At 46.5% G+C, this 21,917-nt stretch carries 23 protein-coding genes and 1 pseudogene; 14 read left to right on the top strand and 10 right to left on the bottom strand.

Features of this window, described 5'->3' with window-relative positions:
- Positions 1 to 59: 59 nt before the first annotated feature.
- From PT964_RS26520 to PT964_RS10030, 3 genes are all read right to left on the bottom strand, one after another.
- On the bottom strand, positions 60 to 311 hold the full coding sequence (locus PT964_RS26520; protein ID WP_326069412.1) for a DUF421 domain-containing protein: 252 nt from the start codon (positions 309 to 311) through the stop codon (positions 60 to 62).
- Complete coding sequence (locus PT964_RS10035) at positions 205 to 645, bottom strand: phospholipase D-like domain-containing protein (protein WP_256719840.1); 441 nt, start codon at positions 643 to 645, stop codon at positions 205 to 207. Before PT964_RS10035 ends, PT964_RS26520 begins: the two co-directional genes overlap by 107 nt.
- 494 nt (positions 646 to 1,139) lie before the next feature.
- Positions 1,140 to 1,346, bottom strand: coding sequence for a DUF1657 domain-containing protein (locus PT964_RS10030; RefSeq protein ID WP_007781230.1), 207 nt, complete (start codon positions 1,344 to 1,346; stop codon positions 1,140 to 1,142).
- A 210-nt stretch (positions 1,347 to 1,556) separates the two neighbouring features.
- Between PT964_RS10030 and PT964_RS10025 the strand changes: the two genes are divergently transcribed.
- The 4 genes from PT964_RS10025 to spoVAE are packed head-to-tail and all read left to right on the top strand — an operon-like array spanning position 1,557 to position 4,309.
- Positions 1,557 to 2,417 (top strand): DUF421 domain-containing protein, encoded by an 861-nt coding sequence (locus PT964_RS10025; protein ID WP_274363215.1) that lies wholly within the window; start codon positions 1,557 to 1,559, stop codon positions 2,415 to 2,417.
- 44 nt (positions 2,418 to 2,461) lie between these two features.
- Complete coding sequence (spoVAC, locus tag PT964_RS10020) at positions 2,462 to 2,941, top strand: stage V sporulation protein AC (protein ID WP_005832062.1); 480 nt, start codon at positions 2,462 to 2,464, stop codon at positions 2,939 to 2,941.
- Position 2,942: 1 nt separating this feature from the next.
- The gene (spoVAD, locus tag PT964_RS10015; protein WP_007784321.1) at positions 2,943 to 3,962 is read left to right on the top strand and encodes a stage V sporulation protein AD; all 1,020 of its coding nucleotides are present in this window, start codon (positions 2,943 to 2,945) and stop codon (positions 3,960 to 3,962) included.
- Positions 3,959 to 4,309, top strand: coding sequence for a stage V sporulation protein AE (gene spoVAE / locus PT964_RS10010; protein ID WP_005832063.1), 351 nt, complete (start codon positions 3,959 to 3,961; stop codon positions 4,307 to 4,309). Before spoVAD ends, spoVAE begins: the two co-directional genes overlap by 4 nt.
- 172 nt (positions 4,310 to 4,481) lie before the next feature.
- Here spoVAE and PT964_RS10005 read toward each other — a convergent pair whose 3' ends face one another.
- Positions 4,482 to 4,655, bottom strand: a complete 174-nt coding sequence (locus PT964_RS10005; protein WP_153784608.1) for a hypothetical protein — start codon at positions 4,653 to 4,655, stop codon at positions 4,482 to 4,484.
- A 237-nt stretch (positions 4,656 to 4,892) separates the two neighbouring features.
- Here PT964_RS10005 and PT964_RS10000 point away from each other — a divergent pair, with 237 nt between their 5' ends.
- The 10 genes and pseudogenes from PT964_RS10000 to xerS all read left to right on the top strand — a co-directional run bounded on the left by PT964_RS10000 (position 4,893) and on the right by xerS (position 13,907).
- Positions 4,893 to 5,096 (top strand): hypothetical protein, encoded by a 204-nt coding sequence (locus PT964_RS10000; RefSeq protein ID WP_023559066.1) that lies wholly within the window; start codon positions 4,893 to 4,895, stop codon positions 5,094 to 5,096.
- A 715-nt stretch (positions 5,097 to 5,811) separates the two neighbouring features.
- On the top strand, positions 5,812 to 6,285 hold the full coding sequence (locus tag PT964_RS09995) for a hypothetical protein (RefSeq protein WP_023556420.1): 474 nt from the start codon (positions 5,812 to 5,814) through the stop codon (positions 6,283 to 6,285).
- A 358-nt stretch (positions 6,286 to 6,643) separates the two neighbouring features.
- Complete coding sequence (locus tag PT964_RS26415) at positions 6,644 to 6,928, top strand: CBO0543 family protein (protein ID WP_337995020.1); 285 nt, start codon at positions 6,644 to 6,646, stop codon at positions 6,926 to 6,928.
- An 88-nt stretch (positions 6,929 to 7,016) separates the two neighbouring features.
- Positions 7,017 to 7,223 (top strand): DUF1657 domain-containing protein, encoded by a 207-nt coding sequence (locus tag PT964_RS09990; RefSeq protein WP_029197844.1) that lies wholly within the window; start codon positions 7,017 to 7,019, stop codon positions 7,221 to 7,223.
- A gap of 80 nt (positions 7,224 to 7,303) precedes the next feature.
- Complete coding sequence (locus tag PT964_RS09985; RefSeq protein WP_274363214.1) at positions 7,304 to 8,821, top strand: phospholipase D-like domain-containing protein; 1,518 nt, start codon at positions 7,304 to 7,306, stop codon at positions 8,819 to 8,821.
- A gap of 172 nt (positions 8,822 to 8,993) precedes the next feature.
- A pseudogene (locus PT964_RS09980) lies at positions 8,994 to 9,284 on the top strand (YunC family protein).
- Between the two features lie 36 nt (positions 9,285 to 9,320).
- On the top strand, positions 9,321 to 10,247 hold the full coding sequence (gene dpsA / locus PT964_RS09975; protein WP_274363213.1) for a dipicolinate synthase subunit DpsA: 927 nt from the start codon (positions 9,321 to 9,323) through the stop codon (positions 10,245 to 10,247).
- 364 nt (positions 10,248 to 10,611) lie between these two features.
- Positions 10,612 to 10,767: a hypothetical protein gene (locus PT964_RS09970; RefSeq protein WP_274363212.1), complete on the top strand. Its 156-nt coding sequence runs from the start codon at positions 10,612 to 10,614 to the stop codon at positions 10,765 to 10,767.
- A gap of 277 nt (positions 10,768 to 11,044) precedes the next feature.
- Positions 11,045 to 12,019: a tyrosine-type recombinase/integrase gene (locus PT964_RS09965; protein ID WP_274363211.1), complete on the top strand. Its 975-nt coding sequence runs from the start codon at positions 11,045 to 11,047 to the stop codon at positions 12,017 to 12,019.
- Positions 12,020 to 12,836: 817 nt separating this feature from the next.
- Positions 12,837 to 13,907, top strand: a complete 1,071-nt coding sequence (gene xerS / locus PT964_RS09960; protein ID WP_274363210.1) for a tyrosine recombinase XerS — start codon at positions 12,837 to 12,839, stop codon at positions 13,905 to 13,907.
- An 89-nt stretch (positions 13,908 to 13,996) separates the two neighbouring features.
- Here xerS and PT964_RS09955 read toward each other — a convergent pair whose 3' ends face one another.
- The 6 genes from PT964_RS09955 to PT964_RS09930 form a co-directional block, all read right to left on the bottom strand.
- Positions 13,997 to 15,604: a gamma-glutamyltransferase family protein gene (locus PT964_RS09955; RefSeq protein WP_274363209.1), complete on the bottom strand. Its 1,608-nt coding sequence runs from the start codon at positions 15,602 to 15,604 to the stop codon at positions 13,997 to 13,999.
- Positions 15,605 to 15,840: 236 nt separating this feature from the next.
- The gene (locus PT964_RS09950) at positions 15,841 to 16,722 is read right to left on the bottom strand and encodes a carbohydrate ABC transporter permease (RefSeq protein WP_274363208.1); all 882 of its coding nucleotides are present in this window, start codon (positions 16,720 to 16,722) and stop codon (positions 15,841 to 15,843) included.
- Between the two features lie 19 nt (positions 16,723 to 16,741).
- The gene (locus PT964_RS09945) at positions 16,742 to 17,695 is read right to left on the bottom strand and encodes an ABC transporter permease (RefSeq protein WP_274363207.1); all 954 of its coding nucleotides are present in this window, start codon (positions 17,693 to 17,695) and stop codon (positions 16,742 to 16,744) included.
- Between the two features lie 98 nt (positions 17,696 to 17,793).
- Positions 17,794 to 19,449, bottom strand: a complete 1,656-nt coding sequence (locus tag PT964_RS09940) for an extracellular solute-binding protein (RefSeq protein ID WP_274363206.1) — start codon at positions 19,447 to 19,449, stop codon at positions 17,794 to 17,796.
- A gap of 521 nt (positions 19,450 to 19,970) precedes the next feature.
- Positions 19,971 to 20,813 carry an NAD-dependent epimerase/dehydratase family protein gene (locus PT964_RS09935; protein WP_274363205.1) on the bottom strand — a complete coding sequence of 281 codons (843 nt, stop codon included), beginning with the start codon at positions 20,811 to 20,813 and terminating at the stop codon, positions 19,971 to 19,973.
- Between the two features lie 31 nt (positions 20,814 to 20,844).
- Positions 20,845 to 21,870: a mannonate dehydratase gene (locus PT964_RS09930; protein WP_274363204.1), complete on the bottom strand. Its 1,026-nt coding sequence runs from the start codon at positions 21,868 to 21,870 to the stop codon at positions 20,845 to 20,847.
- Positions 21,871 to 21,917: the final 47 nt, after the last annotated feature.

The following is a 21,917-nucleotide window of genomic DNA, read 5'->3' as shown; positions in this document are numbered from 1 at the left end:
AAGAATACAGCATAGGGTAGACAGTTGCATGTCATATAGAGTATTTCCAACGACTTCACCTAAAAAATAGCTGAAATGAAGTCAAACGGTGTTACTTGACTAAATTGGTTTTTCCCTAACATCTTTGTAATGATGGACAATCCTACAAAACCTAGCAAGAACTCAATTGAGAATTGAAGAAACAACTTTTCATTTCCTCTTTCATCAAATGATTGGTGAAAGCAAGCACGCCGTTTGATCGAGAATCCGCTGCAAATGCGTGCGTTGAGGCGGGACTTCCATCCGTAAGGGAATGGAGTCCGCAAGATCATGCTCGAATTGTTCCGCCAGTTTTCGTGCTACTTCAGAACTGTACACAACTTCGCACACTTCATAATTCAGACGGTAGCTTCTTAAATCAAAATTTGAGGAGCCTATCTCGGCAATTTCTCCGTCAATGATCATTAACTTCGCATGCAACACGCCTTTATTGTAGAGGTAGATATGAACCCCGGCTTCCAAAAGTTCTCCATAGTAGGTCCGACTTGCAGCTCCAACGATGATCGATACCACGTGGCGGGGAACTAAGCGCACTCGGACACCGCGAACCAAAGCTGCTTTAATCGCCATAATAATGTCTGCATCTGGCACAAAGTAAGGCGCGATATTCCAATGGGCGTCGAAGACTGCTTGCAGTTCGTTTGCAGGTTAACCCACTATTCGAATATGGGTGTCGCGTCAAAAGCCGACATTCGACTTTAATCCGGTATATTCATCCCCGATATTGATGCCTCCAGTAAAAGCTTCCTGACCATCGAATACAACAATCTTACAATGATTTCGGCAACTCCAATAGGACAGCGCCCAAGGGAAGCGAATGGGGAAAAAAGATCGGCATTCAATTCCAACCTTCATCATTTGGCGGCCGTAGCCATGGGCGTGCGTTGGGCCGAGGGGGAACTTGGATACTGTCAACTTTAGCAGTCGCGATGGGGGCGGCAGTGTTTAGGTTTATCCAAGGTTAGCTGTCTAAACAAAAGAATAGTGGCGAAAAGAGATCAAACCCTACTCAACTTGTAGGGTTTGATCTCTTTTCTAATCTGTTCACCGATGAAAACAGACAAGCCATGTCCTCAATATTCATGGTTTGTCTGTTTTTCTTAAAACCCCTTATATTGAGGTTCTTCATTTTCCAACTGTTGTACGCGGCTTTCTACTTGCTGCACGATTTGTTGGGTTTGTTGGGCCGCATTCGTAAAGAGCGATTTTGCTTCTTGATTTTGTGTTTCCAAAGCAAATTGTTCCAGACTCGCCTGAGCACTTTTTAAAGATGCTACGCACGTTTTCACTTGAGAAGCAACTGTCACGGAACGTCACCTCCTTTACCTTAGGATAGGATAATGTTTCACGGGTAATAGGAATAGATGCTTACATTCTCCCAATACCGAAATTAATATTTCCGTCTCGCAACAAAAGCATACGTTAGAAAAATTTTCAGATGGAAATGCATGAAAATAATGGAATAGGGACATATTTACCTTTGTCGATTAATGTGATTGGAAAGGAATGGTAATATTATGCCGGATTGGGTAGAAATCGCTTTGCGAACGTTATTGGCTATGGGGGTTCTTTTTGTCCTAACGAAGATATTGGGTAAACGACAGGTATCACAGCTTTCATTGTTTGAGTATATCACCGGAATCACGATCGGCAGCCTTGCAGCTTACGTTTCGTTGGATCTGGAGTCCACTTGGTATCTGGGCTTGGTTTCGATGACGGTTTGGACCGTTGTTTCTTTAGGGATTGAATTTTTACAGCTGAAAAGCAAAACGGCAAGAGACCTATTCGACGGCAAAGCAACAGTGCTCATTAAGGACGGCAAGATCATGGAGGATAACCTAAAAAAAGAAAGGATTACCACGGATGAACTTATGGAACAGCTTCGAATAAAGAATGTGTTCAAAGCTGCCGATGTTGAATTCGCCATCATGGAGTCAAGCGGTGACGTTAGCGTTCTTTTAACCAAGGAAAATCAACCGTTAACGCCTAAACACCTGGGAATAAATGTCGGGCCAGAACAAGAACCTCAATCGGTCATTATGGATGGAAAAATAATGGACGAACCGCTTGCCACGATAGGTCTAAACAGGAAATGGCTGGATACGGAACTGGAGAAATTAGGTGTTTCGATTGATAACGTATTTCTTGGACAGGTGGATTCCTATGGCCAGCTATACGTTGATTTATTTGATGATCAGATCAAAGTACCGAAACCCCAGAAAAAAGCCGCGTTGCTTGCAACATTGAAAAAGTGTGAAGCGGATCTCGAAATGTTTGGCTTATCTACCAAAGAACAAAATACAAAGCAGATGTACGAGCAATGTTCAAAAGCGTTAGAAAATATTATTGATGAAGTTAAACCATTGCTGATTCGTTAACAATTCGCCAATTATACGTCAGCTGAAATTCGAGGAGGATGTTCATGGCAAATAATATAAAGAAAAATTTAACGCGGGTACAACAGGAATATAAAGAATTGGCGCAAAGCGTCGAACCTCCGAGGCCCATACTCAAAAACTTCATTCGTGCGTTTATAGCTGGCGGGGCCATTTGTTTGGTTGGACAAGCCATCCAGGAAATGTTTGTGCATTGGGGCGGCTTTGATGAGAAAAAAGCTGGAGACCCTACCGTGGCGGTTATGATACTCCTTTCTGTCATTCTGACCAGCATGGGGGTGTACGATAAGTTTGCCCAATGGGCTGGTGCGGGTTCCGCAGTGCCTGTGACGGGATTTGCGAATTCGATGGCATCCGCTGCGATTGAACATCAGAGTGAAGGTATGGTGCTCGGTGTTGGCGGTAAAATGTTTAAACTGGCTGGACCGGTTATTGTATTTGGTACAGTCGCCGCCTTTGCGGTAGGAATTGTACATTTGCTGATCAAAGGCGGGGGAGGCTCTTAATATGTTAAAGGGACACCAGAGTTGGCTATTTGAGAACAAGCCGTTCATCCGATCAACAGCAACGGTAGTGGGTCCATTTGAAGGAAGAGGCCCGCTGGCCAAAGATTTTGACATTGTCCATGGAGAATCCATGATGGGACAAAAGAGCTGGGAGAAAGCAGAAAAGGCATTGATTGAAGAAGCGGCAAAACTGGCTATTGAAAATGCGGGGTTGACAAAGGAACAAGTACAGTTTTACATAGGCGGGGATTTGATGAATCAAATCATTAGCAGCAGTTTTGCCGCGCGAACATTATCGATCCCTTACCTCGGTGTGTTTGGCGCTTGTTCAACCTCGATGGAAAGTCTGGCATTAGCAGCTAACCTTGTAAATTCCGGTTCGGCGAAATTTGTATTGGCGGGGACATGCAGCCATGATTCCGGTGCGGAGAAACAGTTCCGATATCCGACCGAGTACGGTTCGCAAAAACCGCCAACCGCCCAATATACGGTAACCGGAGCCGGTGCTGCCATCGTATCCATGGAAGGTGACGGACCGGTTGTTACATCTGCCACCATTGGCCGGGTTATCGATATGGGCATTAAAGATCCGTTTAATATGGGCGCAGCGATGGCTCCTGCAGCGGTAGACACCATTGAGGCGCATGTTCGAGATTTGGGAATTGAACCGGGTTATTACGATTTGATCGTTACCGGCGATCTTGCGAAAGTCGGATATGAAATCGCCTGTAAATTGTTTAAGAAACATAACTTTCCCATCGAACAAACCGAATATTCCGATTGCGGGATGATGATTTACGATTATGAAACCCAAATGGTTCAAGCCGGAGCAAGCGGCTGCGGTTGTTCGGCAGTTGTTACCTATGGACATTTGCTAAATCGGATGCGAAGAGGTGAACTGAAACGAATCCTCGTTGTCGCTACGGGGGCGCTGCTATCCCCGATTTCATTTCAACAAGGGGAAAGCATTCCTTGTATCGCTCATGCCGTATCCATAGAGGCAGGGAGGGAGATATTATGATTTTTCTTTGGGCTTTTTTGGTGGGAGGTGCAATCTGTGTTTTCGGACAATTTTGTTTTGATGTCTTGAAACTTACACCGGCCCACACCATGACCCTGCTTGTTGTATTGGGCGCGATTGTCGACGGAATTGGATGGTATGATCCGCTGATTGAATTTGCCGGGGCAGGAGCATCGGTCCCGATTACAAGCTTTGGTAACGCGCTTGTCCATGGTGCGCTTCAAGAACTAAAGAGCAATGGCTGGATTGGGATCATCACCGGAATTTTCGAAGTGACCAGTGCCGGAATATCCGCAGCGATTATTTTTTCGTTTCTCGCTGCATTGTTTGTAAAACCCAAAGGATAATACGGGGCCCAATCCGAATTTCGTTGGCTAAAATACACTGTAACGGTCGGTCAGGGCGATCCCTAACCGGCCGGTTTTGATTATGAGAAACATTTACTTGTTCCAATCTGTACGGAATGTCCCCATCGATAATCTCAAAGGTTACGTTGACCAAGCTATAAAAGCCATATTGTCAGACGCTATTTATTTCGGTTCCTATATTCTCCATAACTTCTTTGGTTCGCTCCATTAAACTCGGCTCGGTTGGAACATTTTCACTTGCCTTTCCATCCAAGATTATTGGAGATTTGTTACTTGTCGTTTTGATTCGCTGTTTAAATTGTGATTTAAGTTCGCTTTTTTCCATACTTTCTCCTTTTCATTCGCCATTTTCAGAATATGCAACTGATATTATTCCGATTTTCATATCCTTTATGCATCATAGGAGTCAGGTCCCCAAAAGGCTGTGTTTCCGCCTGTATATAGACAACCAACCCGATAAAATGACCGGAAACCGGGCGGATGCCGTTGTCGCTTCTATGCGCCTGCCATAGACTAATGCTGTAAGTTCAACTTTACCTAACCCAAGGAGGAATGTTTTCAAATGCAGTTTATCAAACAGGCAATGCCCATGTATACGCATGACCAGGCCGCTTATGTCAGGCAAATGTACGATTGGCACATGAAAATGGCTCAGTATCACGAACAATTACGTACCTTTCATCTGGAAAGGGCGAAACAATTTCAAAAGCTCTCCGAAGAAAAAGCGAAAACGTCAGAAATATCCAGCGACACCAGCGCCGCTTAAAGGCGAACCGACATGGAGCGATGTGATGAATTGGCAGCATTCCGAATCAAAATCTGGGACCGCTATGTAACCCTTCGTTCCCAATATGGAACCCGGATGCCCTTGTCTTTCGACCAGTTCTGGTATGACTTTTTGGCCAGGCACATGCTATCCGACTGTGGCGTAGAGCAAGTATATGAGGACTTCTGCAACAACTGGGAGAATCGGTGTGTGAAAAATATTTGCGATTCGAGCCATCGGTAGAATGCCTGCGAAATAGGACCAAATGGCCGGCTGTTGCCCAAAATGGGTTGCTCCGGCCTTTGATATTTGTATGCAGGGGACAAGGGTAGATGGGATCAAATCCAAGCGGACTTTCACGATGCGGATAACTGCATAGGATGATTCGTTTCTGGACAACTTAAATGCTGTTTGCATAAATTTGGAAAGGCGGATGCCTGCATGTTACCAACATTCAGTACAAGCATTAAAAACTGGACTACCTCTGCCCCAAGACAACCAAATCGATGTAAAAATTGCATCTGGGGCAACTGGGATGGGTTGAAACAATTTTGTTCGAAACCTGTCTGCATTAAGAAACAACCAGTATAAGAGAAAGTCCATCTTCTTTTACTTGATCATGTTCGGTTATCTGCAAAGAATTCTTGCCCAGTGACTGGCATTTTTTCCGAGGACGCATATAATGACGTGATCTAACTTTGAGGAGTGATGAATCATGTCCGTTGCGGCTCAAACAAGTACAAAGAGTTTACCTCCCTTTTCCATATGGGGAGTTCATGCATCTGTCGCCGGAAGACCGGTTGTGTGGGGCAAACTAGTGATGCGTGTTTTGCAGGACCAGCAAATTCAAGGCACCATCCAATTTCGCGGAACGCCGATTCCGATTGAAGGAAGTTGGAATGAAAGCACGCAGCAGATCATGTTTCATTCCCCCTACGCCGCCTACTCCGGCCAATTAACCATCTATGACGATGTCAAGATTCAACTTCGGCATTTGGTTCTCACCGGACGTCTGCGGATGCTACCCTCTTCTTTACAGGCGGGCGAATATGGAACCTGGGTAGCGACAACTGATATAAGCTTGGCGGGGTATAGCGGCTATATCCCACCGCAACCGCCTTCAACTTCGCTGCCGCCGGTCGGCGTATTTGTAACGTCGAATATACTGTATGGAAACTCGCGTATATAAAACAGGCACATATCGGATGAAAAATGATCGGTAAGCGGATAACGGAAAGGGGTGGCATATCAGTGGACGAAAATCAGATTCATCATGCAATCGAACAAGCCTATCAATTGATTGTTCAAGCACACCGCAACATGACTGACATTTGGCGCACTCACGTACTGTTTACGCGGCAATGGTGGTTTGGAGTAGGTTTATCGATATGCTCCTGGCTATTTTGGATCGGATTTCGGGATAAGAGAGCTACGGGACAGTTTCTCCTATCCGGGCTTACGATGATTATCGTGTCATCGTGGCTGGACCAGCTTGGGATTGCCATGGGACTCTGGCATTATCACTGCACTGGGAAGTCATACCGTTCATGCCGGCCAATTTTCCATGGGATTTTTCACTTCTTCCCGTCACGGTTATGTTCTTACACCAGTACAAGTCTGGCATACATCCGTTGTTCAAAGCTCTCCTATTTGGTGGATTTTCCTCTTTTGTGGCCGAGCCGGTCTCACAAATGGCCGATTTATACCACCCCGTTCACTGGAAACATACATATTCGTTTCCTATCTATGTTGGGCTGTACTTGCTGGCTTCAAGCATTGCCAAGAAGGGCATAGATTGCGGTAAGTCTTTTCAGGAAGACTCTAACCCCTGACAATAGCCAATCATCAAATTTTACCATTCATTAATTTTCTGACGGGTTGACATATTACATACGGATGCCATTTCAGGAAGTGATCAACATGACGGTAGCTTCTCAAGTGAAAACAGCTGTAGCTTCATTAAAAAGCGCGCAGGCCAGCTTTGAACAGTTTGCGTTAAATACACAAAACCAGCAGGCCAAAACCACGTTCACAAATGCAGCGCAACAGACACAAAACATCATTGACCAGGTCACTCCACGGTTACAACAAATTGAACAGGAAGAACCGCAGTATAAAGGTTTCTAATAAAGGGCCATGCCGATCTCTTTTCGGCATGGCTGCCCCTTTATTCCCTCGTAGATGACTGGATTGGGAGGCTGATTTTCTTGGCATGGATAGCAGGATTATGGCTAGTAAATACGGCACTATTGATCATCATTGCGGTTCGGGAGGTGCGCCGCCCCGCCAAAGCGTTGACTTGGATATCAGTCGGACTTGTATTACCGATTATCGGATTCGTTTGTTACCTGTTCGTCACGAATCCTGTGCAAATGCGGCGGGACAAGCTCGTTTCTTCGCACAATAACCCAATAGCGTTGCCTACAGCATGTGGTGACTCCGCTTTTGTTATCGCTCGGGCTTTGCAACCTTTGTCTGTCAGTGGCCTTCGAACCGGTTCCGTCCAAATCCTCACGAACGGGATGGAAACCTACGGAAAACTCCTTCAATCAATTCAGGCCGCACAAAAGTCAATCGATCTGGAATATTACATATACCGGAATGACCATATCGGTAAACGTATCACAGATGTGCTGATTGACCGGGCTTTATCCGGTGTGAACATTCGTTTTATAAGGGATGGCTGGGGAAGCCGGTCGTTTCCCAAACATGCGGTTCGCCGGATGATGGAAGCAGGCATTGAATGCAGGACCATCTTTCCCTTGCGAATCCCCTGGGTACTATCCAACTTGACATACCGGGATCATTGCAAGATCGTCATCGTCGACGGAAAGGAAACCTTCATGGGAGGAATCAACGTTGGGGACGAGTATACCGGAATGAAGCCGGATGTCGGTTTTTGGCGCGACACTCATATGCGGTTAACCGGCGAAACAGCGGATGATGTGAAAGCCGTTTTTGAGGCTCACTGGAAAATAGCGTCACCGGACATGCTCCATTCAACGAGAAAGGCTAAATTTATCCCTGAATCGGCTCAACTTTCGGACGATAAAGCCATTCATCCATTTCCATCCGGCAAAACAGAATTATCCGGATACGGATGGGAATGGGGAACGGAGCTGGGAACGATGGAAGGCACCCACATGGGAAAAGCTTCCCCGTCCAAGGATTCGCATAACGTCTATATACAGATATTCGAAGGCAATCCCGGGCTGCCTACTCCGGTCATTCGGGAAATGCATTTCATCTGCCTGACGCAGGCGACCCGAACCATCGACGTGACCAACCCTTATTTTATACCCGATGCGGATATCATGATGGCCATCAAAACAGCCGCGGCGCGTGGCGTTCGAGTGAGATTACTGGTGCCGCGCCAAGTGATTCCTAAAATTGCAGGAGCTGCAAGCCGTACGTATTATGGTGAACTCGTGGAAGCGGGGATCGATGTGTTTCAGTACAACAAAGGTGTATTGCACGCGAAAGTCATGATTATCGATGGCGAGATTGCCGAAGTGGGTTCTTCCAACTACGATCTCCGTAGTTACCGTTTAAACTACGAAGTGTGTGCAGTGATGTATCATTGCGATGTGGCCCGGGAGCTTACGGAACAATTCGAACGGGATCTCGCCGAGGCTACTCCATATCGTTTGGAAGATCATATGCATCGTACTTCTTCCGAGCGCATGCTTGATCAAGCAGCGCGTTTGTTATCTCCTTTGTTATAAATTTCAAAAATTACATGGAATTGAATCCGAAGTCCAATTACAAATGTATATAGCGAAAGGGGAGAAGGCTTCCAACGAATACAAGTAATATCGAATTTGGGCAACAGTTTATGGTGCAAATATCACGCCCGGCATATAGTGTAAAAAAAGGAGCTGCATCATAGATGATCATATGAAACCGATTGAAGTTGAAGGTCATCATGTTATAAGTATCGAGGGGCCCTGCCCAAAACAACACTTCTGGCCATCACAACCGATCACGGATATATCATGTGCGGAGCGCTTGATGTTCGTTTGTTAAATGCGAAATTAAACGATCGCCGCATTGTGGCAGGACGGAACAATAGAGCAATTGCTGGATGCCCCACTCGATATGGTGACCACAGAGGCGGAATTACGCGGAATTTGCCCTGGGATGAAAGGAGCAGATGCGCTTTTAAAGATGGTAAACGAGGTTAGTTAATTTTAAGTCCACACTTAAGGAAAGTAGGGGAATTTTTTGTTAACGGGTCTGCATATTGTCTTCCTTGGAGGCGATGCCCGGCATCTTGAAATCATTCGGTCATTTACTGACCTGGATGCAAATGTTGCGGTAATCGGTTATGAAGATTTGCACGAACAACTTCATGAAGTTCAGCATTCCAAGCTTACGAGGGAGGTGCTTCGCAATGCTGACGTATTGATATTACCGGTTGTCGGTACAGACGACCATGGCAGAGTAGAGTCTTCATTTTCATCTGAAACGTTATTGCTGAACAAGGAATATATGTCTTGCTTGCCGAAACACGCAAAAGTCTGTACTGGCATAGCCAAGTCTTACTTGAGGAACCTTTGCGCGGAACTAGAGATCGATCTGATAGAATTATTTAGCAGGGACGATGTTGCCATATACAATTCCATTCCCACTGCGGAGGGCGCCTTAATGATGGCCATTCAACAGACGGAAATTACCATACATGGTTCGCGTTGTATGGTGCTGGGTTTGGGGAGAATCGGTCTTACGTTAGCCAGTATGCTTCAGCGCCTGGGTGCACACGTCAAAGCGGGGGTGCAGAAACCGGAGCAGTTTGCACGTGCATGGGAGATGGGGATTGAGCCGTTTTATACGAAAGATTTGTACGATGAAGGCGTAAATGTGGATATTATTTTTAACACGGTTCCGGAGCAAATCCTTACTTCTCGTGTGTTGACCCGTATTCCGCATCACGCTATTATTATTGATTTGGCTTCCAAACCAGGTGGAACCGATTTTCGTTTTGCCGAAAAACGTGGAATCAAGGCCTTGTTGGCACCAAGTTTACCGGGATTGGTCGCGCCAAGAACGGCTGGACGTATATTGGCGAGAACGTTATGTCAATTGATCCAGGACGAACGGAGTCAAAATCGAGAGCAATTGGATATACTTGCTTTTTCTTCCGGGTTATGAGATCGCGAACGCTGTAAAACGAATCATTTAGAGAGACATCATTACTTGTTTATACCGGCACTTTGCCGGCCTCCGTCTATTTCCGTAAGAATCGGATAATGAAGCGCGTGGTGGAACGGCTCTTTCGTAGATCAGAAGTCGGTTTCCAAGGCTAGAGTTCGGGGAACTCCAAGTTAAGCTGGTCTCAGTAACCCCCGGAGAAGAATTCCCTGAACACTCGGCATTACAATCGATCGTAGGGGAAGTTTTGTAGGATAAAAAGAATTACTCGGGAGTACTCGTGCAAGAGAGGTTAGATGGCAAAGTGCGATCCATGAATGATCACCTATGTATACCCGCAGCTAAAAGGGGAACGTTTGTTCTAATGGCCGATATCCAAGATTTTCAACAGTACGTGCAAATTCAATGCGAGAAAGAAAGAAGGGAAACCATTAGGCATATGGCGGCGGGCACAGCCAATATCATCCTGAATCCTTTAACGGTAATCAAAGGAACGCTTCAACTTCTGGAAAAAGTTTGAAGGAGCATGTTTCCATTTTGCAATTTGCGGCATCTCCAAAAAAAATGACAAGATAGTGTTATCATAAATTCGATCTAATGAGACTTCTTTTTGTCAAAGAAAACAATGATATATATATCGTCACGAATGATAACAGTTTAATGTCATTAGACACCATACGATCAATCCGCACAAGCCAACTCCAGAAGTAAGAGAAAAACAAATTTACTTCACAAAATAACTGTTTCGTGAAGTATGAAATTGATGTTATAATTTGGACGAAGAGGGGAGGGCGATTATGGCAAAATGCTGCATCGATGATTTGATCGATTCCTTTACGGTATACCTTGAAATCAACAGGAACTATTCTAAGGGAACCGTTGAAAATTACAACCGCACGATTGTAAGGCTTGCTTCCTGGCTCAAAGAAACAAGAAACATTACATGCATCGAAGATATAACTGCTAATGATCTTCAATTATTTTTAGGCACATTAAAACATCCCCAACACACAACGAAAACGAATAAAAAGCATCCTAAACCGGGCACCGTTTTTGCAGCCACGACGAGAGCACGCATCGTTTCCTCAATAAAACAGTTTTTTAAATGGGCTGTTAAACAGCAATACCTGCAGTACGACGTATCACAGTATATTGAGAACCCTAAACTCGGTGAACGGCTTCCCAAAAGCCTTTCTCTACAGGATGCTATGATATTTGAACAATTCGCCGCGAAACGTAAATTTAAAGAAAGAGATTCATTAATCACCACGCTGTTTTTATTGCTCGGACTTCGGGTCTCTGAGCTTGTAAGTATCGATCTCAAGCATTTTAACGAAGATGACGGATCGCTAACAGTCATTGGCAAGGGGAATAAAGAAAGAAAACTCGTGATGACACCGAAAATTATTCGGGCCCTGGAGAATTATAAGCCAGCCCGTCAAATGATCCTTCAAAAACGTAATCGAATTGAAGAACCGGCGCTGTTTATTTCTGAAAAACAAGGGAAACGGTTAACAAGAAGAGCTGTGGAGCTAATCATTGAAGAGATCGCAAAAGCTGCCGGTGTGCGGGCAAACAATTATAAAGTAACGCCGCATAAGCTGCGACATACCTGTGCGACGGTTCTATATAATGACGGTGAGGGAGCCGATTTGTTGGCAATCGCCGATCTATTGGGCCATGCAGACCCCAAAACAGCTACGATTTATACAAAAGTGAATATAGAGAAAATGCGCAAAATCGTGACATCAAACCCTTTAGAATTAACCTGAAAGTACAATATGGCATGTTTGTGTCAACTGCAGCGTGTAAGGTGATGTTTGTGTCACTGAACACTTTTTCGTTCAGAACTGTGCAAGGAGATGTTTGTGTCACAAACCCATTCGATTTGCGGGCTTTAAGGATATGTTTGTGTCAAAATTAAGGGTATGTTTGTGTCATTAGACAAGATATATCCATAATTTTCCAATAATTCAGAAAGTGTTTTTGAGTCCGATAATATATATTATGTAAACTTATTTGAAGGTAAGGTGGAACGATAACTGACGGTTCGTTGTTCCCGGGAACCTCGTTCGTGAATGTGACGATATTCATCGTGCCTCCATCCCATAACTTCCTCGGTCGTCCCATAACTCGCGCGGACGTCCCATAAAGTTTGGTTGCGACTCAATAACCACTTTTACGGAGGTCGTTTGAATCGGATTTACAGGATGAATTTTTGTTTTACCGAATACCTTCGCAGCTACACATTCGATTTTGGCACGTTTGTACAGTTTGTGAAAAAAGTTTACGATTCCACGGTACTGAGTAAGTTTTGGCTGGATCGAGCCGACTTTATGGCCGGGTTATTTGCGCCTAAAGCCGATAAACGGCTACGGCGGTATTTATCGCACTCGGAACGAAACGCCTTGTTTCATTCGCTGGAGTTAAAGGCTATCCGTCCCAGCGGGTAGCTTTATTTCTGAGCATCTTACGCACAAAATACGTTTTTTGTGAACAGTTAACACAGTTAATAAAATAAACTTTACACGAACATACGTTCCTGTTATATTATTAATATCATAAATTATTAATGTGGTGGTGTTTAATTTGAACGTGATTAAAGCCAATGATTTAACCCTACTAGAGCGCCGGCTCCCTTCGCTTCCATGGTTTGTGGAACAGTTTATTCAGCATAAACTAGCCGATCTCTCCCCTTCTACCTTGCTTGAATATACACGGGACTTTGAAACGTTTTTTCTTTGGCTGATTCAAGAAGGCCTTACCACGGCCTCCTCTATCCCCCATATTTCATTAACGGATCTGGAGAATCTAAGCTTCGGCAATCTCGATTCATTTAAGCTTCATTTGCAGCTTCGCAAAGCTAACTCCCTCTCCACCCGGGAGCGGAAACTAGCTTCACTCAAGTCGTTGTTTCATTATTTAAGCCAAATTGCTGAAGACGACAAGCACTACCCTTTATTAAAACGCAATATCATGGCAAAACTGAAAACCCACCGGCTGTCGAGTGCGAAGCTTACTGCTGCAAGGCTGCATGGAAAAATCTTAGAGGATGACCATGAGATACTCGAGTTCAGTTCATTTGTAGAGCACGGATACTCGCAGCAAATTGCGGACAACCCTCAGGCGATCCATTATTACGAAATGAACCGGATTCGGGATACTGCCATTATAAAGCTCATATTATCCTCCGGAATGCGGGTTTCCGAGATCGTCAACCTCGATGTAGATGATATTGACCTAACTAAAAAAATAGCTCATGTTTACCGTAAAGGAAGCGAAGATCCTGGACTGAAACAAGGCGTTTTTTTCTCGGAAACCGGAAAAGAAGCGTTAGTTCGTTATATCGAGGTGCGGCAAAGTGTGTACCATCCTGAGCGATCCGAAAAATCTTTGTTTTTGGCCGTCCCCAGAGGCGACACTTACGGAAAACGCATGTCAAAACGCGCCATCCAGCAAATGGTCAGCAAATATGCGGTCTCCTTCGGTAAGCCACAACTAACCGTACATAAGCTGCGTCATTCTTTTGCGACCAGCTATTATTTAAAAAATGATATTTACAAAACGCAGCGCCAGCTGGGTCATGCCAGTACAGATACGACCCAAATCTATGCTCAGCTCACAGATAAAACGATGGAATCCGCGATCAATCGGTTGTAAAAAGCAAGCTGATTATTCCGCTTCTTAAAAGGGCTCCAGTTTAATACTGGAGCCCCGGGCAAGTCCTTTCTTGATTATGGCCATGTGGCTTACCACGCCGCTAAATCGCCGTCAGCTCGAGGCTCGGTGCCCCCGGCGAGTACGCCTGTTTCCGGATCTCTCCAGATGATTTGTCCTCGGCCGAACATCCCTGAATCCAGAGCACGCTGTACGATATGCCCTTTTCTTGCAAGAGCTTGCGCCAAGTAATCCGGAAACTGCGGTTCTACTTCGATGATTTTATCTCTGATCCACCGCCATCTAGGCGCATCAAGCGCAGCCTGCGGATTTAAACCGAAATCTACGCTGTTCATCACAACCTGCACATGCGCCTGCGGCTGAATCGATCCGCACATGACGCCGAACGGTCCGACCGGCTCGTTACCTTTCGTCAAGAAGCCCGGAATAATCGTATGGAACGTTTTCTTTCCTGGCTCCAGCACATTAACATGCGCCGGATTTAGCGAAAAGCCGGTTCCTCTGTTCTGCATGCAAATTCCTGTGCCGGGAATGACGACGCCCGCTCCAAAGTCACCGGCATGGCTTTGAATGAACGATACCATGTTTCCCTCTCCGTCGGCAGCGGCTAAATACACCGTTCCTCCTTTAGGCAATTCACCCGGTTCCGGCGTAATCGCTTCCTCACCGATTAACTCCCGTCTTTCCCGGGCGTAGCTTTCCGAAAGCATTTCATCTACAGAGATTTTCATTTGTTTCATATCCGTGATGTACTTCAATCCATCAACGAAAGCCAATTTCACAGCTTCTATTTGTTTGTGGTACGTATCCACCAAATCTTTCGCGGCAAAGTCGAATCCATTCAGCATATTTAACGCCATAAGCGCTATCAAGCCTTGGCCGTTCGGCGGAATTTCCCAAACATCGTATCCTTTGTAAGAAACTCCGATCGGGTCCACCCACTCCGGATAAAACGCTTCCAAATCTTCTTTGGAAAGAAATCCTCCGTGAATGCCAATATGCTCGCCGATTCGTTCCGCTAAATGTCCGCGATAGAACGATTCCGCCTTTGTTTCTGCAATCGAACGCAGCGTGCGGGCATGGTCCGGGGAGCGCCATATTTCTCCTGCCCGCGGTGCGCGGCCGCTTGGAGCGAACGTATCCAGCCAAGGCTGAAAAATAGCGTCATTTTGCTTGCTGATGTTGTTATATCCGTCCTTCCAGTATCTAGCGATTGTCGGCGATACCGGGAAACCGTTCTCCGCATAGTCGATCGCCGGTTGAAGCACTTCGGTCAGCGGAAGTCGTCCAAATCGTTCGGATAATGCAGCCCAAGAGCCCGGGGTGCCGGGGACGGTCACGGGCAGAACGCCATATGTAGGAATATAATCATAACCGCGAGATTTCACTTGCTCCACCGAGATGGAAGACGGTGCAGGTCCGCTTGCATTCAATCCGTGAAGCTTCCCTTCCGCCCACACTAGCGCGAACGTATCCCCGCCGATGCTGTTTGAATTCGGCTCCACAACGGTCAAACAGGCAGCGGTTGCGATGGCTGCATCAATCGCATTTCCGCCTCTTTTAAGTATGTCTAATCCCGCTTGAGCCGCTAGCGGCTGTGTGGTTGAAACCATCCCTTTGCGAGCATAGGTGGTCATCCGTTGAGATGGATACGGGTTGAACAACGCTTCAAATTTCATTTTCTCGTTCTCCTTTTATAAATTGGGGATTCACATATTTATCTCATTAATGCTGCCCATCACTTACTCAAGAGTTTCCCTCCCCTTCTTTCCATAATTCTACAACCCTAACAGTTTCCCTTTAAAAACAAAAAAAGCCCAGTCATTAGAAAGTGAGGCGTACCAATAACTGGCGGTTCGTAATATGTGGTCTTCGTCTTTACAACTTCTTCAAGCGATACGCCTCCAAACTTGCTTCATCCCTTTACGGCGCCGACCATCTGTCCGTGGATGAAATATTTTTGCAAAAACGGATAAATTACGATAATCGGAAGAATGGTGATCATCAAGGCAGCCATCTTCAAATTTTCCGGATGGACAAGTATGGCGTCTTTGGCCAGCGTACTGTGATTCGGGTCGTTGGTCAGCGCTGCATTGATCAGCAGATCCCGCAGCTGGAACTGCAAAGTCCACATGTTGTGATCGCGGATAAACAGCAGCACACCGAACCATTCGTTCCAATACCCGACGGCGCTGAAGATCGTAAAAGCCGTGGTCATCGGCAGGACAAGCGGAAGCACGATTCGGAACAGGATTCTCGTTTCACCGGCGCCATCCATTTCCGCCGATTCCAGCAGCTCCTTCGGAAGCTGATCGATGACGTTCTTAAACACGATGATATAAAAAATGTTTACGAAACCCGGAAGAATGAGTGCCCAATATGTGTTGTTCAGACCGAGTCCGTTCACTAGCAAATAAAACGGGATCAATCCGCCCCCGAAAAACATCGGAATTAGAATGTAGTAGAACACCACGCTTTTCCCGAAAAGGCGCTTGTGGGAAAGGGCGTACGCAGCTGCCAGCGAGCATATGATCACCTTGGCCGTATTTATGATCGTAAGGCATACCGTATTGACGAAGGAGCGAACGAACGTGTAGTTAGCGGCCAGCGATTTATACGACTCGATATTGAAACCATCCGGCCAGATCCCGATCTTACCTCTTTGCACCGCTTCAAAACTGCTTAACGATATGGCTATAGCGTTCAAAAAAGGCACGAGAATTGAAATGCTGAACAGGATGAAGAGCGTATAGTTCAGGATGTTAAAAATGGTTCGGGATGTCGACTTGTAGTACATACGTGATCCCCCGCTTCTGTTAATAGAGTCCGAGTCCGACCCATTTCTTGGCCAGTTTGTTCGCGCTTAACAGGAGAAGGAAACCGAGCACGCTCTCCGTAAGGCCGATGGCAGTCGTCAGACTAAACTGCGCTTTTTCCAGTCCGAGCCGGTATACATAGGTGCTGACGACTTCCGAAACGTCGTAGAGGGTCGGGTTCTGCAGCACGAAGATGCGTTCGAACCCGATACCGAACATGCTGGACAGCCGCAGCAAAAACAGCAGCACGATCATCGGATACATCCCCGGCAAGGTCACATAAATCACCTGTTTGAACCGGCTGGCTCCGTCAATCCAGGCCGCCTCGTACAAATGCTTGTCGATCCCGGCGATGACGGCGAAATACAATATGGCGGACCAGCCGACGCCCTTCCAGATGTCCACAATCACTACGATCGGCTTGAACAACGCTTTCTCCGTCATGAAATAGATCGGTTCGATGCCGAACCAGCTGTGTAACACTTGGTTCAATAGCCCGGAAGTCGGGGATAAAAATTGGTAGACAACACCGGCCACGACCACCCAGGATAGAAAATGGGGAAGGTACGAAATCGTCTGCACCGTTCTTTTGAAAACCTTGCTGTAGAGCTCATTGGCCAGGAGCGCAAATACGATCGGCGCCGTAAAGCCGAAGACCAGATCGTACAAATTAATCAGGATCGTGTTTCGCATCACGGACCAAAATTTCTCGTCCGTCAAAAAATAGCGGAAGTGTTCGAAGCCGACCCACTCGCTGTGCAAAATCCCTTTGTAGACGGAATACTTCTCAAAAGCGATGATGATGCCGTACATCGGGATATAGTTGAACAGGAACAGCGACCCGATCGTTGGCAGCAACAACAAATAGAGTGCGACATTCGTCTTCAGTGGATATTTCCTTTTGGTGGCCTTTACTGCTTTTTCCTTCGGAAGTTGTAATGAAGCTTCGCTCATGCGGCCGCCTCCCTCTGCCCTTATTCGATAAAACAGATAGCGGTATGCTGGGAAGCTCATACCGCTATCTGTTTTATCCGATTAGGCGGGTTTACATCTTACCAGTCGACTTCGATGACGCCTCTTTTTCTCAGTTCGTCCTTGCGCTCGGTCATTTCCTTCGTGTAGTAATCATCAATGAAGCCGTACTTCTCCACGTAGCCCTGCACCCGCTCGTCGAACTCCGCCATCGTGATTCTGCCCATCATGGCCTCGATCGTAGCTTGGGTAATATAAGTGCGGGATTCTGGAACTTTCTTCGACTCGTTGTCCGGAAGCTGGATAAAGGATGTCACGCTGATACCGCCCAGCTGTGCCTGCTTATCCATTTCGTCCAAGCTTTGGATCATCATATCCAGATAATCCGGCTTCATCACCTGGGCTGCCGTTGCGACCTTCAGATTGCGATCGTTATGGAAACCGAACAGGGTCGCCAGCTGGAGGGACCAGGCCCTCTGCGGATCGTTCAGCCTATTCTCGTCGATAACACGGTTGCCGTCTTTGACCGTATACGTATCGCCTTCCTTGCCCCAGAAGATCGCTTCGCGCAGTTGGTCGGTCGCGAAGCCCTCGATGACCTTCCAAGCCCGGTCCGGATCCTTCGATTTGCTGGATATATACATGCCGTGGGATGAAATGGGCACTTCAAGCTTTGGATAAGTATATTTGACGTCTTTAACAACGGACGGCAATGTTTTGAACGGCGGCTGATACAGAAGCATGCGGCCTTTGGTGGCATCTTGTTTCTCCCAGCTGCTGGCCATAGGCATAATCTGGGTTGCGCTGTCCGACCACATGATTGTGTTGTCGTTGACCAAGTGCTGAGAGTACTTGGGACTGTCTGTGGTGGCGAACTCTTTGTCTACGATGCCTTCCGCATACAGCTGCTTCATGACTTCCACAGCGGCTTTATACTCCGGCGTCCGGAAGGTGTTGATGACCTTGCCGTTTTCCACCCGGTAGGAAAACGGTCTGGCCCCGAACCATTGGAATACCGCGTTTCCTGCATAGGTAATCCCATAATCGCCGATGACCCGGTTCGTGATCAGGATCGCGTTCGGCTCGGCCTTATGGATCTTACGGAGAAGCTCAATCCATTCCTCGACGGATTCCGGCCATTTGCCGGCGTTGTATTTCTGGATCATATCGTACCGGACGATGTTGCCGTAACCTTGGTAAATTTTGTCCCACGCCATCGGAATTCGGAAATACTTCCCTGTAATATCGTCCTTGGCTAGCTCCATCATTTCGGGCGTAATCACCTTCTGCACGATCGGAGAGTTATCGTAATACTTCTTCAGATCGATGAATGCGCCGTTTCTTGCTGCTTCATACGGTGCTTCGGTGACCCGGGCATGAACAATATCCGGAAGGTTGCCGGACGAAAGCAATAGGTTCAGCTTCGTCATTTCATCCGTATACGCTGGCACTTCTACTATCAAATCCACATTGGCGTAATCTTCGATAATGTTGATGAACGGGTTGTTGCTCGGGTCGACCCCATCGGGGTGCGGCGCTCCGGAATTGCTCATAAACATGGACAGCGGAATTCTCTTTTCTTCCTTCTTCGTTGGTTCCTGAGCTTTTGTCTCGTCGGGTTTCACACTTGAACTCTGGCCTTCATTGTTTCCTCCGACGGAGCAGCCGGCAATCACCCCAAACGTCAGCACAAGTGAGAGTGACAACGCAAAAGATTTTCTGAAACGGTTTATCAAGTACCCTCCTCCTTTAATAAATGCGCTTACATCACTACTAGGTAATGTTTTACATATTACTCAAAATAGGTTTAATACGTTACTTGTTGAACTATTTTTCCGCTATTATTGGTTTAGTATGTTTGAGAGAGGAAATACTTGTTGGCGTGAAAATCGTGCGTAGAGCAGATGCAATAGGGATGAAGCATTGGAAGTTGAATTGTCTTAGAGAAGTAAATGTGAAGACCGTGCTTAGTCCTATATTACAGTGATCTGTCCCTTCATACATTATGCCTCCCTCTAATTTTTATGGATGGAAGGCATGCTCTGGCGACCTGTACGGGATGTCTGCGTTCAATATTAATCGTGCAAAAAGACCATCTTCGTTGTCGATGTGCAGTTTATGTAGGATGCTTGTAATAAGCAACCTAATTAGTCCGATGCTAAAAAGGGCCCCAGTTAATACCGGAGCCCCAACGGGATCGAAAACTGTCATCATCGCCCTCATTCTGAGATCAGGGAAGTGCGTTTCGGAGTAATCATTAAATAAAGTCCCTCCACTGATGGGCCGGATACCATGAGAGATCCCGCTTCGCCTTCCTATTGCTGTACAATCCTTCAAATCCGGCATACTCTGCCCTGATATCAGTCACGGAAGGGAAAAATCTACTCATTATATCTAGGCTCTTCATATCAACGCTAGTCGTATCTGCGCAGATATTATAAGCGGAAGAGCCAAGCCCGTCTTTCTCAATAGCTAAGCGGCAAGCGCCGGCGGCATCGCGGACATCGATGTAACTCCATAGAATACGCCTCCACCTATTCGGATCATCCTTGATCTTGATAACTTGTTCATAATCTTCCGGCGAGAGGATATTCGCGAAGCGTAAAGACACGATTTGCATATTCTTCTGTCTATGAAAGGTATGAGCAATTTCTTCCCCGACCACCTTAGAGAGGCCATAACATTCTTCCGGCAGCATCGGATGCTCTTCATCAATGGGAAAATAGCGCGGATCGAACGGCTCATCGGCCCATGCGAAACCATAAGCGGATTCACTGGAAGCGATAACAGCTTTGGTAATTCCCAGCTGCGCCGATGCTTCAAGAACGCAATACGTTGACATCACATTATTGGCGAATACCACTTCATTCGGAAAGCTGCCGGGAGCTGGAATCGCGGCTAGATGAACAACGGCATCTGCTCCAGACAGCGCCCCATATACCTCCCCCAGGTTGGTCATCTGAACCGCAATGCTCTTACATAAACGTTGCTCAGGAATACTCTTATCCACGCATGTGACTTGATAGCCATGCTCTAATAAGTCTTGAATCACTCGAGTACCCAGGCGACCGCTTCCTCCTGTTACGACAACCTTCTTCATCACTCACCATCCTATCCAATCATCGTCACGTTTACTGGCTTTCCAGAAGCTCCAACATGCCCTGCAAATATCCAACCGCATGTGCCCGCGAACGATGCCCCCACGGACTGTCATTCACAATCGCCGGAACATGATCATCAAGAATGAATCCTGTAAAGTCGACCTCTTGTAACAATCGCATAACTTGACTCGGTCGATAGTTCCCTTCCCCCAGGAAACATTCTTGAAACTTCGGAACCGTACCCTGAACGTCTCTGAAATGTACATAGAATATTTTCCCGATAGGCCCGAAATACCGAATCATCTCTTGAACATTCAAGGCTCCTCCGGCCATCTCGGAACAGCAGCCCAGACAGAGATCCAGCCCCCAAGCGTCGCTGTCTGCAATCTCCATCGCCTTCTTGAATCCCTCGACGTTACGGAAGATTCTGGCTACCCCTCCCAACATCTCCACTGGCGGATCATCGGGATGAAGCGCAAGCTTTACACCTGCTTCCTCCGCAACCGGCAGAACAGCCTTGATGAAATACTCGTAATTCGCCCACATCTCATCTTCCGTGACAATCCGATCGCCGCTGGATTCGATGACTTTCTTTAACCTAGAGTCCCTCTCGGCTACAGCGTGCCCCACAACGGAACCTGCCTCTGTGGAATGGACAAGAGCCAAGTCGAAGGATGAAACCTGCGAATCTCCCCTGCCTGGAGTCTTAAAAGACGTTCTCCAAACCCCATTCGGCATGAAATGGTACCCTAAGATCGGAATGCCCGCTCGACCTACATTGCGGATCGTTGCCTGATAATGTTCAATCTGTTCATCGCGACCTTCAAGCCCCAGCATCGCCTTATAATAGAAAGTGATTGGCACATTCTCTAAGGCTTCCAACCGCAGCCCGTATTCTTCGCATTTCAACCTTAGATCCAATAGATCCTCGTACTCCCATCGATGGGTTCCAGGCAATTTAGGCGTGTTAAGCTGCACTCCTGCAACACCTAATTGACGGGCAAACTGCAAAGTTTCATCACTTAATTCGCTAAACTGGCCGATCGCTATTCTCATTGAAAAATCCTCCCCTTTGAAAAGGCAACCAACAGCCTAAAAAGGCC

This window comes from Paenibacillus thermotolerans (assembly GCF_028745515.1).
In the GTDB taxonomy this organism is placed as follows: Bacteria; Bacillota; Bacilli; order Paenibacillales; family YIM-B00363; genus Paenibacillus_AE; species Paenibacillus_AE thermotolerans.
Note: the sequence above shows the minus strand (reverse complement) of the source record. Positions and strands in the feature narration are given on the sequence as shown.

What these genes read in the sequence shown, in the direction of transcription:
- PT964_RS26520 (WP_326069412.1), bottom strand. Translation starts at nt 311, where the DNA reads ATGATCTTGCGGACTCCATTCCCTTACGGATGGAAGTCCCGCCTCAAC.
- PT964_RS09945 (WP_274363207.1), bottom strand. Translation starts at nt 17,695, where the DNA reads ATGAGCGAAGCTTCATTACAACTTCCGAAGGAAAAAGCAGTAAAGGCC.
- PT964_RS09950 (WP_274363208.1), bottom strand. Translation starts at nt 16,722, where the DNA reads ATGTACTACAAGTCGACATCCCGAACCATTTTTAACATCCTGAACTAT.
- spoVAD (WP_007784321.1), top strand. Translation starts at nt 2,943, where the DNA reads ATGTTAAAGGGACACCAGAGTTGGCTATTTGAGAACAAGCCGTTCATC.
- PT964_RS09935 (WP_274363205.1), bottom strand. Translation starts at nt 20,813, where the DNA reads ATGAAGAAGGTTGTCGTAACAGGAGGAAGCGGTCGCCTGGGTACTCGA.
- PT964_RS09930 (WP_274363204.1), bottom strand. Translation starts at nt 21,870, where the DNA reads ATGAGAATAGCGATCGGCCAGTTTAGCGAATTAAGTGATGAAACTTTG.
- PT964_RS09990 (WP_029197844.1), top strand. Translation starts at nt 7,017, where the DNA reads ATGACGGTAGCTTCTCAAGTGAAAACAGCTGTAGCTTCATTAAAAAGC.
- PT964_RS10025 (WP_274363215.1), top strand. Translation starts at nt 1,557, where the DNA reads ATGCCGGATTGGGTAGAAATCGCTTTGCGAACGTTATTGGCTATGGGG.
- PT964_RS09995 (WP_023556420.1), top strand. Translation starts at nt 5,812, where the DNA reads ATGTCCGTTGCGGCTCAAACAAGTACAAAGAGTTTACCTCCCTTTTCC.
- PT964_RS09970 (WP_274363212.1), top strand. Translation starts at nt 10,612, where the DNA reads ATGGCCGATATCCAAGATTTTCAACAGTACGTGCAAATTCAATGCGAG.
- PT964_RS10005 (WP_153784608.1), bottom strand. Translation starts at nt 4,655, where the DNA reads ATGGAAAAAAGCGAACTTAAATCACAATTTAAACAGCGAATCAAAACG.
- PT964_RS09965 (WP_274363211.1), top strand. Translation starts at nt 11,045, where the DNA reads ATGGCAAAATGCTGCATCGATGATTTGATCGATTCCTTTACGGTATAC.
- PT964_RS09955 (WP_274363209.1), bottom strand. Translation starts at nt 15,604, where the DNA reads ATGAAATTTGAAGCGTTGTTCAACCCGTATCCATCTCAACGGATGACC.
- PT964_RS10000 (WP_023559066.1), top strand. Translation starts at nt 4,893, where the DNA reads ATGCAGTTTATCAAACAGGCAATGCCCATGTATACGCATGACCAGGCC.
- PT964_RS26415 (WP_337995020.1), top strand. Translation starts at nt 6,644, where the DNA reads ATGCCGGCCAATTTTCCATGGGATTTTTCACTTCTTCCCGTCACGGTT.
- spoVAC (WP_005832062.1), top strand. Translation starts at nt 2,462, where the DNA reads ATGGCAAATAATATAAAGAAAAATTTAACGCGGGTACAACAGGAATAT.
- spoVAE (WP_005832063.1), top strand. Translation starts at nt 3,959, where the DNA reads ATGATTTTTCTTTGGGCTTTTTTGGTGGGAGGTGCAATCTGTGTTTTC.